12 protein-coding genes are annotated in these 12989 nt (G+C 63.2%); 7 read left to right on the plus strand and 5 right to left on the minus strand.

The genetic code is table 11. The features are described 5' to 3' along the window. Positions 1–9: 9 nt before the first annotated feature. The 5 genes from RE4_RS10635 to mptB all read right to left on the minus strand — a co-directional run bounded on the left by RE4_RS10635 (position 10) and on the right by mptB (position 6059). Positions 10–984 (minus strand): COX15/CtaA family protein, encoded by a 975-nt coding sequence (locus RE4_RS10635; RefSeq protein WP_019748407.1) that lies wholly within the window; start codon positions 982–984, stop codon positions 10–12. Positions 985–1073: 89 nt separating this feature from the next. Then, entirely contained in the window at positions 1074–2468 is a 1395-nt protein-coding gene (locus tag RE4_RS10640; RefSeq protein WP_021344236.1) for a hypothetical protein, read from the minus strand. Positions 2469–2515: 47 nt separating this feature from the next. Continuing rightward, positions 2516–3352 carry an ABC transporter permease gene (locus RE4_RS10645; protein WP_370333988.1) on the minus strand — a complete coding sequence of 279 codons (837 nt, stop codon included), beginning with the start codon at positions 3350–3352 and terminating at the stop codon, positions 2516–2518. A gap of 14 nt (positions 3353–3366) precedes the next feature. Next, positions 3367–4308 (minus strand): ABC transporter ATP-binding protein, encoded by a 942-nt coding sequence (locus RE4_RS10650; RefSeq protein ID WP_007727917.1) that lies wholly within the window; start codon positions 4306–4308, stop codon positions 3367–3369. Beyond that, complete coding sequence (gene mptB / locus RE4_RS10655; protein ID WP_081098341.1) at positions 4305–6059, minus strand: polyprenol phosphomannose-dependent alpha 1,6 mannosyltransferase MptB; 1755 nt, start codon at positions 6057–6059, stop codon at positions 4305–4307. The genes RE4_RS10650 and mptB overlap by 4 nt, the downstream gene beginning before the upstream one ends. 130 nt (positions 6060–6189) lie before the next feature. Here mptB and RE4_RS10660 point away from each other — a divergent pair, with 130 nt between their 5' ends. From RE4_RS10660 to RE4_RS10690, 7 genes are all read left to right on the plus strand, one after another. Beyond that, positions 6190–6936 carry a helix-turn-helix transcriptional regulator gene (locus RE4_RS10660; RefSeq protein WP_269455348.1) on the plus strand — a complete coding sequence of 249 codons (747 nt, stop codon included), beginning with the start codon at positions 6190–6192 and terminating at the stop codon, positions 6934–6936. 155 nt (positions 6937–7091) lie between these two features. Further along, positions 7092–8552, plus strand: coding sequence for a Fe-S cluster assembly protein SufB (gene sufB / locus RE4_RS10665; protein WP_003944799.1), 1461 nt, complete (start codon positions 7092–7094; stop codon positions 8550–8552). Next, on the plus strand, positions 8552–9772 hold the full coding sequence (sufD, locus tag RE4_RS10670; RefSeq protein ID WP_020907733.1) for a Fe-S cluster assembly protein SufD: 1221 nt from the start codon (positions 8552–8554) through the stop codon (positions 9770–9772). The genes sufB and sufD overlap by 1 nt, the downstream gene beginning before the upstream one ends. 61 nt (positions 9773–9833) lie before the next feature. Then, entirely contained in the window at positions 9834–10640 is an 807-nt protein-coding gene (gene sufC, locus RE4_RS10675) for a Fe-S cluster assembly ATPase SufC (RefSeq protein ID WP_003944795.1), read from the plus strand. A gap of 5 nt (positions 10641–10645) precedes the next feature. Beyond that, positions 10646–11911 carry a cysteine desulfurase gene (locus RE4_RS10680; protein ID WP_003944865.1) on the plus strand — a complete coding sequence of 422 codons (1266 nt, stop codon included), beginning with the start codon at positions 10646–10648 and terminating at the stop codon, positions 11909–11911. Between the two features lie 3 nt (positions 11912–11914). Beyond that, complete coding sequence (gene sufU, locus RE4_RS10685; RefSeq protein WP_003944894.1) at positions 11915–12418, plus strand: Fe-S cluster assembly sulfur transfer protein SufU; 504 nt, start codon at positions 11915–11917, stop codon at positions 12416–12418. After that, entirely contained in the window at positions 12415–12837 is a 423-nt protein-coding gene (locus RE4_RS10690) for a metal-sulfur cluster assembly factor (RefSeq protein ID WP_060938552.1), read from the plus strand. The genes sufU and RE4_RS10690 overlap by 4 nt, the downstream gene beginning before the upstream one ends. The last annotated feature ends 152 nt before the right edge of the window (positions 12838–12989 follow it).

The raw sequence follows: 12989 nt of genomic DNA on the forward strand, positions 1-12989 counted from the left end.
CTTGAAGCGTCAGAGAGCCGGTATCGGCGAATCGGTCGGCGTGTACTGGCGGGTCTTACCCGCAGCCCAAACTGCTGCGGTCGCAGCCGTGCACAGTCCCGCACCGGCGACGTGCATGATCACCAGAACTTCCGGCACATCGGTGAAGTACTGCACGACCCCGATGAGCGCTTGGGCGAGGATCAGTCCGAGCAGGACCTTCAGACGGATCTTCACGGCCGCAGATGTCCCGACCGCATATAGACCGAATGTCAGACCCACGACCAGCGCAAGATATCCGACCAGCAGCTGTGAGTGCAGATGAACAAGCGTCACGATCTCGACCTCCAGGCGCGGAACCGTGCGGTCCAGGCCCTTGTCGCCCGCGTGGGGACCTGCACCCGTCACGAGAGTTCCGGCGACCAATACGCCGGCCAGCGCGACTCCGGACAGCGCGGTCAGCCAGCGAAGCGGCTTCGGCATCACGACCAGAGTTGTTGCCTCGTCGGGTTCCGCGATCTTCGCGTACATCACCGTGGCAACCCAGACCATCAGCATCGACGCAACCAAGTGAATGGCGACCGTCCACCACAGGAGACCTGTGAGGACGGTGATACCGCCGATCACTGCCTGAACGACAGTGCCGAGCGGCATCATCCAGGCGTAGACAAGCACCTCTTTGCGGCGGCGAGCGCGAGTCACCGCGAGCACGATTGCGGCAGCGACGATGACGACCAGGAACGTGAGTAGGCGGTTGCCGAACTCGACGGCTTGGTGAATCACCGCGACCTGTCCGTGGCCGACCGGGACGAAGCTACCGGGGAAGCACTGCGGCCACGTCGGGCAACCGAGTCCCGAGTCCGTCACGCGCACCACAGCGCCGGTGACAGCGATGCCGCCCTGCGTCAGGATCACGATGAACGCGATGATTTTCTGCGTTTTCAGCGAGGGGAGAGGTAGTCGATCCACCAAGCGTAAAAATCCGGCATACACACGATTCACCACGCCAACGATCGTAGTTCCCCATCAACTACACAGTGTCGTTGGGGGCAGGCGCGAAGCGAGCTGCCCCGCGTCGTCGGGACCAGCTTGCGTCAGTTCGCGCGAACGCGCACGATTCCCGAGATCGTTCCCTGGAAGTACTCGCCCGACTCGGTGATGAGTGCCGACATCTGCAGGGTGTCGTTGAGGATCGTCGACGGCAGCGGAGTCGAACCGATCTGTGACCCGTCCTTCGAGTCGATCACCGCGAACGAGTACCCGTCGAGCGGAGAGGTGCTCGGATTACCGTCCCGCGTGACGGTGTAGATCGAGCCGTCCGCCGTCGAGAGGTGCGGTACCGCGGAGCTACGAATCGTGTTGTCCCACACGACATGGCAGCCGACCGGATCTATGTCGACCCGGGTCATTCCGCCGTTGAAGGGTGCCGTGGCGGGGACCGCTGGACCGGCACCTTCAGGAGTCGTGGGGTACGGGTATCCGTAAGTGCCGGCCACGTAGACCGAATGACCGATGCCGACGGGGGAGTTCTCGCTGCCACTCGGTGAGCCGTCCTTGCTGGCCGCGGACAACACCGGCTGCGTGCACACCTCGGCGCCCGTGTCAGCGCGATAGACGTGCAAGCTCACTGTCGGGTGGGCGTTGTCGACGATGGTCAAGAAATCGCTGCCCGTCGACGGGCCGAAGTACGTCGGAGTCGATCCGGTTCCCCAGCTGAGCTGACCCGGATTGCGGGCCGGCCCTCGGTCGTACGGCTGACGCCAGTCGATGACGACTTCGTCGCCACTTCGCTTCAGTTGGTAAAGCGCGTGGGTCGTTGCGACGGCAGTGCCAGTCGGGGAGGTGGAGATGCTGTTCTGCACCTGCTCACCCTCGGGGAGCGCAATGCTGTGCGCGATTCGATCCGCGCCGACGTACCCGACGGTGCCGTGCCCCGTGGCGAACCAGACATTGCCGTCCCAATCCGGAGCGAGGCCGGTGACGTTGTCGTCGGCGGCAACCGCACCACTGAGATCGATGACATCCGCGAGTTCCAGCCGCCAACTGCCGTCCGGATTCTGCGCATGGGAAATGCGGACCAGTTGACGGTTTCCGTCGACGGCTACGAGACGGTTCTCGTTGTCGAGGTAGGCGTAGACGCCGCCGAGCAGGCTGCCCTTCGCGAGCGGCAGTTGCGCGACCGACCGTCCCAAGGGTGTGGCGTCGGCTTTCGGATCGATCAAATGGATGGTCGGGATCTGGCCGATCATCGTCGTGCAGAGCGAGACGATCATGCCGTCGGAACCCTGGAGGACCGTCGGGCAGGCGGCCATCATCGGGAAAGCTGTCACCTCGTGTGGGCCGGTTCCTGGACCAGGCAGCGGCGTGACGTCGGACGAGCCCGCGTCACCGTGCATGGTGGAAGTACCGACGGGACCGAGGTGCGGATTTGCAGGTGCGAGTGGACCGGACACCGAGGGGGTCGCCGTTGCGGGTCCGGCACACAACATCACTGTTGCGGCCACACAGCCGACGATCTGAGCTGTCCGTCGTGTACTCACGTGAACTTGAACCACCTTGCTGCGCAGACTCCGGCCACTGCGGCCCAGACGAGAAGTACGAGAATCGAGAACCAGTCCATCGAGGTGTCGAGGGCCGCTTCGAGTGCGTGTGCGAGAGCGCCGGAGGGAACAATGCGCACCAGCGTGTGAACAGCGGTCGGGAGTTCACCGCTGGCGAAGACCACACTGCCGATGCCCACCATGATGAACCACAGGACGTTGGCGAGCGCGAGAACGATTTCTGCTCGCAATGTACCGCCGAGCAGGAGGCCAAGCGCGGCAAATGTGACAGTACCGATGGCAATGACCACTGCGCCGAGTACAAGTTCGACGAACGACGGGCGCCACCCCAACGCCAAACCGATAGCGCCGAGCAACAGCGACTGCAGCGCCACGACGATGATGACGGCAGCGCTCTTGCCTGCGATGATTCCCCAGCGCGGTAGCGGAGTTGCACCGAGTCGTTTGAGCGCGCCGTATCGGCGATCGAATCCGACGGCGATGGCCTGTCCGGTGAACGCCGTCGACATCACGGCAACCATCATGACACCAGGGAGCACGGTATCGACCCGAGAATCGCCCAAATCGCCGATCGGAAGTAGACACAGTCCGATGAGCAGGGTGATCGGGATGAACATGGTGAGCAGCAATTGCTCACCGTTGCGGAGCAGAAGAGTCAGCTCCAGTTTGGTCTGCGCCGCCAGCATCTTGGCCGCCGAATTGGGGCGGGGATCCGGCGAGAAGGTGCCTGGCTCGAAGCGGTTCTCGGCGAGCCGTCGGTCTCTGGCAACGCTGATGGGACTGCTCTGGCCGTTCGACGCTGTTTCGTTCATGACCTTGATCTCCGTCATCCCCTCAGTTCCCGGCCCGTCAATTCGAGGAAGACGTCTTCCAGACTCCGTTGATCGACGCGAATGTCGTTGATCAGCACGTCCTGATCGGCACACCACGTCGCAACTGTTGCCACGGTTGCCGGATCGATTGCACCTTCGACGACGTAGGTGCCTGGGTTGGATTCCTCGATGCGGAACCCGGCGAGTGAACCGGCCAGCGAATCGAGGCTCAAACCGGGAACCGTCGTCAGACGGAGTTGTCCTTCGGCGCCCTTGCTGGTGACCTCGGCCGGCGTTCCCGATGCGACGATCTTGCCGTGGTCGATGATGACCAGTTCGTCGGCGAGTGCTTCGGCCTCGTCCATGAGGTGTGTGGTGAGCAGGACGCTCACGCCGTCGCGTCGCAGAGCGTCGATGAGTTCCCACACGAGCAGGCGCGCCTGAGCGTCGAGCCCAGCGGTGGGTTCGTCCAGAAATACCAATTCGGGGCGGCCGACCAGCGCGCACGCCAGGGACAGTCGTTGCTGCTGGCCTCCGGAGAGACGGCGGTACGGGGTCTTGCGCGCATCGGTGAGGCCGAGTTTGGAAAGGAGCCAGGCGGGATCGAGCGGGTCGGCCGAGTATGCGGCCACGAGGTCGAGCATTTCCCCGGCCTTGGACCCGGGGTACGCGCCGCCGCCCTGCAACATGACGCCGATTCGTGAGCGGACTTCACCGGAGTCGGCGATGGGGTCGAGACCGAGCACTCGAACCGTGCCGGCATCGGGGGTGACAAACCCTTCGCACATCTCGACGGTGGTTGTCTTACCGGCTCCGTTGGGGCCGAGCAGGGCAACGACCTGGGCCGTCTCGACAGTGAGATCGATACCGTCGACGGCTCGAACACCGTCGAAGGACTTGACGACACCCTGGATCTGTACCGCCGGCGTCGACGATCTGGAGGCTCTCGAGGTCACGGGGAATCAGCGTAAGCCCCCGCCGAGTTGTCTTCGTCTACCGGTCCGCCTTTCGTGATCTCCGCTACTGGCTTGTCGCTACGCCAGGGGAGTGAATTGCGGGTGAAGACGATGAGCGTTCCGGCGGTGAGGATGGTCGCGATGACGGCCTGCACGATCATGAACGGAAGGTATTCGGCGCCGTTGGACATCAACATGACGCTGACGATCGAGGTGAAGACGACGGCAGGGATGCGGAAAATCGGTGCGGTGGCCCACGCCGCCAACGGAAGGATCGCCCACAGCAGGTACCACGGCTGAACGACGGGGAACAGGAGAACGATCGCTCCGAGTGCGATGCCGAGTCCACCGACCGGGTGTATGCGGCCCATGTACACCGAGATCATCATCCGTGCGGTGACGAGCATGGCGACGAGAGTTGCGATGGGCCGCGTGATCGTGAGGATCGCCGTCGTGTGATCGCCGAGTCCGAGTAGTACACCGGCCAATCCCGTGCCGACGCCCAGGAGCGTCGGGATGGACATCCAACTCCGCACTGCCGTGGCGGTGTCGAGGGTGTTGATCCAACCCATACCGAGCCCACTGGCCACGCTGATGACAAACGTGACGACAGCGGCCACGACGCCCAGGAGAATCGCGGCTCCCGCCAGGGCTTTCCAGGTTCCACCCCAACACCGAGCCAAGGCCATGCCGACAAATCCCAGCGCAAGCAAGGACGGAATTTTGACCGTCGACGACAACGCGATCAATCCAGATCCCGCAATGAGATAGAACAGCGCTCGCCCACGGATCGGCCCGGACCCTTCGACTGCGCGGAGGGCGATCTCGATTCCGGCGAGCATCAACCCGAGCATGAGCGCTTCGTTGTGGATGCCGGCCACCAAGTGGAAGAGCAACAGCGGGTTCGCGGCACCGAGCCAGAGCGAACTGACGGCAGAGACACCGCATCGCTTGGCCAGTCGAGGTATCGCCCACACGATGAGCGCGACGCCGGCCAATGCGAGCAAGCGGTGCAAGAAGATTCCGGCCACGATGTTGTCGCCGGTCAGTGAGCTGATCCCGCGTCCCAGCCACAGGAAGAACGGACCGTACGGAGCTGGGGTGTCGCGCCAGATCGTCGGAACCGTGCGGGTGAGAACGTGGTCGACACCCAGTGCCGCCTTGGGACCGATGGCGTACGGATCGAGTCCACGGGCCGCGATTTCGCTTTGTGCCAGATACGAGTAGACGTCGCGGCTGAACATCGGCGGTGCGACCGAGAGCGGCAGGATCCACAGCAGGAGTGTGCGGTCCAACTGGGAACGGGTCATGCGCCGCGGTGCGCCGGAACGGCTGCGTATGTCCCCGACTGCAAATCGGCCCATCATCAGCCAGGCGAGAACGACGAGCACGGTTCCGGTCATCGTCATGGTGAGTGAGACCGTCGGCATACGTCCGGGAAGGCTGAGGACTCGAAGTCCTGCGGTCGGATTCTGCAGGACGGGTTGTGCGCCGGCGCCGAGCGCTCCGACTGCCATCAAGACCGCGCCGGTCGCGCCGAATCGGCGGATCCCTCGCAGTTGTGCGGTTTCCTTCGCGTTCAGGCCCGGGCGCTCGTCCTCGTCGCCGTGCAGCACTGCGGCCATACTCTGCCGGGGAGCGGATCCGAAAGGTCGAACGCCGATTGTGGAAAGCGCGAGTGCCTTGGGTTTTTCCAGCAGGATCGCGCGCGCCGATCGCGCGGTCGTCGTCTTCTCGGGGGTCTGCGGCACACCAGGCAGCGTAGCGGCTCCATCCAGCCGGACAGACAAGCACAAACAACGTAGGTTGTCCGGATATTCCCGAATGTAATGCAGGTTGCCCTTAGTAGACCTGCGAAAAGAATTCCGTCACACTTGTGTTGTGAAAAGAAATGCGTCAGACCCACGAAGCAAGGAAGTTGCAGGTCAGCCCACTGTAGCGGCCTCGCCGAGTGCTGCCGCAAATCCGGTGACGGTGAGCGTCGAAGGTCAGACGCGGGCGGCAGTGGTCAAGCTGCTACTCGAAGAAGGCCCCATTACCGCCTCCGAAATCGGCACACGCCTCGGTTTGAGTGCCGCAGGTGTCCGACGTCACTTGGATGCGTTGATCGAGTCGGGCGAAGCCCGTACCGCTTCGGCGTCGTCGCTGCGTCAGCGCGGACGAGGTCGTCCCGCCAAGCAGTTCCAGATCACCGCGACCGGTCGCGGCCGCCTCGGCCACACCTACGACGATCTGGCGGGAGCCGCGATGCGGCAACTCCGTGAAATCGGCGGAGACGCGGCAATCGAGGAGTTCGCCAAGCGTCGGGTCCAGGCGATCGTCGGAGACGTCGAACCGGCTGATCCGACAGATGTCGACAACGTCGAGGCGACAGCGGACGCAATCGCCGAAGCCTTCAACGCGGTGGGGTTCGCAGCGTCGACCCGGCCGGTCGGCAACGGCGTGCAGATCTGCCAACACCATTGCCCGGTTTCCCATGTGGCAGAAGAGTTTCCGGAACTGTGCGAGGCAGAGCAGCAAGCATTCCGGCAATTGCTCGGGACTCATGTCCAGCGTCTGGCGACCATCGCCAACGGTGACTGCGCCTGCACGACGCACGTGCCCCTCGTGTCCACCGGGAGTAGATGACCGGACCACAGTGTTCTACCGAGCGTTGCCACCGTGCAGCGTTCGAATAGAGATTTTTCAGCTAGTTCTTCAAAGTCAGAACTGCTCGACCACAGCGACCAGCCCTCGCTGAACCCGAGCAGCCGTCAAGAAACAAGACTCCGGAAGGAGCTCGCATGACCGTCACATCAGACCAGGCGACTACCACTGCGGCAGCAGGCACCGAGCCGCTCACGCAGGAAGAGACCATCGCGTCCCTCGGTCATTACGGCTACGGCTGGTCCGATTCCGACGAAGCCGGAGCCAGCGCGCAGCGCGGGTTGTCCGAGGCTGTCGTGCGGGACATCTCCGCCAAGAAGAGCGAGCCCGAGTGGATGCTCGACATCCGCCTCAAGGCGCTGCGCACCTTCGACAAGAAGCCGATGCCGAACTGGGGCAGCGACCTCGAAGGTATTCACTTCGACAACATCAAGTACTTCGTCCGGTCCAGCGAGAAGCAGGCCGAGTCGTGGGAAGATCTGCCCGAGGACATCAAGAACACGTACGACAAGCTCGGCATCCCCGAGGCGGAGAAGCAGCGCCTCGTTGCCGGCGTCGCAGCTCAGTACGAGTCCGAGGTCGTCTACCACTCGATCCGTGAGGACCTCGAGGAGCAGGGCGTCATCTTCCTCGACACGGACACCGGTCTCAAGCAGCACCCGGAGCTGTTCAAGGAGTACTTCGGATCGGTCATCCCGGCCGGCGACAACAAGTTCTCCGCGCTGAACACCGCCGTGTGGTCCGGTGGCTCGTTCATCTACGTTCCGCCGGGAGTCCACGTGGACATCCCGTTGCAGGCGTACTTCCGCATCAACACCGAGAACATGGGTCAGTTCGAGCGCACCCTGATCATCGTCGACGAAGATGCCTCCGTGCACTACGTCGAGGGTTGCACCGCGCCGATCTACAAGTCCGATTCACTGCACTCGGCCGTCGTCGAGATCATCGTGAAGAAGGGCGGCCACTGCCGCTACACGACCATCCAGAACTGGTCCAACAACGTCTACAACCTGGTGACCAAGCGCACCAAGGTCGAGGCAGGCGGATCCATGGAGTGGGTCGACGGCAACATCGGCTCCAAGGTCACCATGAAGTACCCGGCCGTGTGGCTGATGGGCGAGTACGCCCGCGGTGAGGTTCTCTCCGTTGCGTTCTCCGGCGAGGGCCAGCACCAGGACACCGGCGCAAAGATGCTCCACCTCGCACCGCACACGTCCTCGACCATCATCAGCAAGTCTGTCGCCCGTGGTGGTGGACGTGCGTCGTACCGCGGTCTGGTGCAGGTCAACAAGGGTGCCCACGGCTCCAAGTCGACCGTCAAGTGTGACGCTCTGCTGGTCGACCAGATCAGCCGAAGCGACACCTACCCGTACGTCGACATCCGCGAGGACGACGTCACCATGGGTCACGAGGCCACCGTCTCCAAGGTCAGTGACGATCAGCTCTTCTACCTGATGAGCCGCGGACTGACCGAGGACGAGGCGATGGCCACCATCGTGCGTGGATTCGTCGAGCCCATCGCGAAGGAACTCCCGATGGAGTACGCGCTCGAGCTCAACCGCCTTATCGAACTTCAGATGGAAGGGGCTGTGGGTTAGTGACCACGCCAGAGACCGGAGTCATCGGAGCTGTTGCCGGGGAGAACCCGACCGCTCCTGTAAAGGGTGCAGCCACAGGCTCACCTATCACGAACAAGGGCGAGCAGTTCTCCTCGTTCGACGTCAATGCATTCGAGGTTCCCGGCGGACGTGACGAGATCTGGCGGTTCACCCCGCTGCGTCGTCTCCGGGGACTGCATGACGGCAGCGCCGTCGCCAACGGACAGGTCACCGTCGAGGTCGACGGGGGAAGCGACATCACCGTCGAGACCGTCGGCCGTGACGACGCGCGTCTGGGCAAAGCCGGCGTTCCCGCTGATCGCATTGCAGCGCAGGCGTATTCGAGCTTCGAGACTGCAACGGTCATCTCGGTGGGCGCCGAGGTCGAGGTCGAGAAGCCAGTCGTGGTCACCATGACCGGCCCCGGAGTCGACAACGTCGCCTACGGACACACCCAGATTCACCTGGCACAGTTCGCCAAGGCGACGTTCGTGATCGACCAGCGCGGCAGCGGAACCTTCGCGGAGAACATCGAATTCGTTCTCGGTGACAGTTCGCAGCTGACCGTGGTGGCCATCCAGGACTGGGCGGACGACGCAGTTCACGTGACGTCACACCACGCTCGCCTGAACCGCGACGCAGTGCTTCGATACACCTCGATCAGCCTGGGCGGCGACCTGGTTCGCCTGTCCGCCACCGTCAAGTACGACGGACCGGGCGGCGACGCCGAACTGCTCGGCCTGTACTTCGCCGACGCCGGCCAGCATCTGGAACAGCGTCTGCTGGTGGATCATTCGCAGCCCAACTGCAAGTCCAACGTGGTCTACAAGGGTGCGCTTCAGGGCGATCCCGGATCCGGCAAGCCCGACGCGCACACCGTGTGGATCGGCGACGTTCTCATCCGCGCCGCAGCGGAGGGCACCGACACGTTCGAGCTCAACCGCAACCTGGTTCTGACCGACGGCGCCCGCGCCGACTCGGTTCCGAACCTCGAAATCGAGACCGGTGAGATCGTCGGTGCCGGCCACGCAAGTGCAACGGGACGTTTCGACGACGAACAGCTGTTCTACCTGCGTGCTCGTGGTATCCCGGAGGATCAGGCTCGTCGTCTGGTCGTACGTGGGTTCTTCCACGAAATCATCAACAAGATCGCTGTTCCCGAGGTGCGCGATCGCCTCGAAGCCGCAGTCGAAGCCGAACTCGCAGCCGTCGGCTCCTGACCGCCCCGCCTGCGACACCACCCCGTCGCTACGCTCGCCCGCCTCATCTTGAAGGAATTTCATGTCTACCAGTGACAACACCACCACCTCGGTCCTCGAGGTTCGTGACCTGCACGTCGAGGTCGCCAACTCCGATGCCAACGCCGAGCCCATCCAGATCCTCAAGGGCGTCGACCTGACGGTCCGCTCGGGGGAGACCCACGCGATCATGGGCCCCAACGGCTCCGGCAAGTCGACTCTGTCGTACGCCATCGCCGGTCACCCCAAGTACCAGGTCACGTCCGGCTCCATCACCCTCAACGGTGAAGACGTCCTCGCAATGAGCGTCGACGAGCGTGCACGTGCCGGGCTCTTCCTGGCAATGCAGTACCCCGTCGAGGTTCCCGGCGTTTCCATGTCCAACTTCCTGCGCACCGCAGCTACGGCCGTGCGAGGCGAGGCTCCCAAGCTGCGCCACTGGGTCAAGGAAGTCAAGGAAGCCCTCAGCGAGCTCGAGATCGATCCCTCGTTCATCGAGCGCTCGGTCAACGAAGGCTTCTCCGGTGGCGAGAAGAAGCGCCACGAGATCCTGCAGTTGGGCATGCTCAAGCCGAAGATCGCGATCCTCGACGAGACCGACTCCGGCCTCGACGTCGACGCTCTGCGCACCGTCTCCGAAGGCGTCAACCGCTACAAGGAGCGCGAGAACGGCGGCGTTCTGCTGATCACGCACTACACGCGCATTCTGCGCTACATCAACCCCGACTTCGTTCACGTGTTCGTCGGTGGCCGCATCGTCGAGTCCGGTGGACCGGAGCTGGCCGACGAGCTCGAGACCAACGGCTACGTTCGTTTCACCGCGGACACCGCAGCTACCCAGGGAGCGTAATCACGATGACCACCTCGGTGCGCGAGCTCGACGTCACAGCGGTTCGGGCCGACTTCCCGATCCTGGCGCGAACCGTGCGCGACGGAAAACCTTTGGTGTACTTGGATTCCGGCGCTACCTCGCAGCGTCCGGTCCAGGTTCTCGATGCCGAACGGGACTTCCTGACCACGTGTAACGCGGCAGTACACCGGGGTGCTCATCAGCTCGCAGAAGAGGCGACGGACGCGTACGAGAATGCTCGCGCCACCATCGCTTCCTTCGTGGGCGCGGATTCGGACGAGTTGGTGTTCACCAAGAACGCCACCGAGGCTCTCAACCTGGTGACCTACGTTCTCGGTGACGATCGCTTCGACCGCCATGTCGGTCCTGGCGACGAAATCGTCATCACCGAACTCGAACACCACGCCAACCTCGTTCCCTGGCAGGAACTTGCGCGCCGAACCGGTGCGACGCTCAAGTGGTACGGCGTCACCGACGACGGCCGGATCGATCTCGATTCGCTGGAGCTGACAGACGCGGTGAAGGTCGTTTCGTTCACCCACCAGTCCAACGTGACCGGCGCGATCGCGCCCGTCGAGGAATTGGTGCGACGAGCACGCGCCGTCGGTGCACTCGTCGTGCTCGACGCGTGCCAGTCGGTGCCTCACATGGCCGTCGACTTCCACGAACTGGGAGTGGACTACGCGGCGTTCTCGGGTCACAAGATGCTCGGCCCTTCGGGGGTCGGAGTTCTCTACGGCCGTCGTGAACTGCTGGCAGCGATGCCTCCGTTCATCACCGGCGGATCGATGATCGAGACGGTCACCATGGAGGTCAGCACCTACGCGCCGCCGCCTCAGCGTTTCGAAGCCGGCGTCCCGATGACCTCACAGGTGGTCGGGTTGGGCGCTGCCGTGGATTACCTGAACACCTTCGGGATGGACGCCGTCGCCGCGCACGAGCACGTGTTGGTGGAGGCTGCTCTCGAAAAGTTGTCGGCGATCGAAGGTCTGCGCATCATCGGACCGCAGACGTCCGAGAACCGCGGCGGAGCGATTTCATTTGTCGTGGACGGTATTCACGCCCACGACCTCGGACAGATCCTCGACGACGAGGGCGTCGCGATCCGCGTCGGACACCATTGCGCGTGGCCGCTGCATCGTAAGTTCGGTGTCGCTGCGACGGCCCGTGCGTCATTTGCGCTCTACAACACCACCGCGGAAATCGATGTTCTCGTTGCAGCGATCAAGCGTGCGCAGGAATTTTTCGGTGTCGCAGGGGAGTTGAACTGAATCATGCGCATGGAGCAGATGTATCAGGAAGTGATCCTCGATCACTACAAACATCCGCACGGCCGCGGACTCCGTGAGCCGTTCGGCGCCGAGGTGCACCACGTCAACCCGACGTGTGGCGACGAGGTGACGTTGCGCGTCCAGATCTCCGAGGACGGAACGGTCTCCGACGTCTCGTACGACGGTCAGGGTTGTTCGATCAGCCAGGCGTCGACGTCGGTGCTGAACGACCTCGTCATCGGGATGCAGGTCACCGACGCACTGAAGACGGTGACGGCGTTCAACGAGATGGTGAGCAGTCGGGGCACCGTCGAGGGGGACGAGGACGTTCTCGGCGACGGCATCGCGTTCGTCGGTGTCTCGAAGTACCCGGCACGCGTGAAGTGCGCCTTGCTCGGATGGATGGCATTCAAGGATGCTGTAGTCCAGATTGTCGACGGCAGTGCTGTGACGACGGCGGACAGCAGCAGTGAATTGGTCGACACGACTGAAGGACAGGGATCATGACCGAGACACAACCAGTGCAGGACGCCGAGGTCGGCGCTCCGGTGAATCCGAATCCCGATTCCACTGCGGAATTCGGTGGCGCACAGGGCGGTGGCACTGTCCCGTCGCCTGAGCGACTCGACGAACTCGAAGAAGCGATGCGCGACGTCGTCGACCCCGAACTGGGAATCAACGTCGTCGATCTCGGCTTGGTCTACGGACTCTTCGAAGACGACGGTGTCGTCACGATCGACATGACTTTGACGTCGGCGGCGTGCCCGTTGACCGACGTGATCGAGGACCAGGCGCGCGGCGCACTTGTGCGTAGCGATCTGTGTACCGACATGAAGATCAACTGGGTGTGGTTGCCGCCGTGGGGACCGGACAAGATCACCGAAGACGGACGCGAGCAACTGCGCGCACTCGGCTTCACGGTCTGACAAGCAACCTCGGCACGATCAACTGAATACATTTCACCGGAGCGTCGGTGCCCGTTCGTCGGGTACCGGCGCTTCGGTTTGTTATATAGGGCCGTTTTAGCCATGATATTCAGGACAATAGTCCCAAATGGTTGTTTGATGAATATTTGCTG

This window comes from Rhodococcus erythropolis NBRC 15567, assembly GCF_001552595.1.
In the GTDB taxonomy this organism is placed as follows: domain Bacteria; phylum Actinomycetota; class Actinomycetes; order Mycobacteriales; family Mycobacteriaceae; genus Rhodococcus_F; species Rhodococcus_F erythropolis.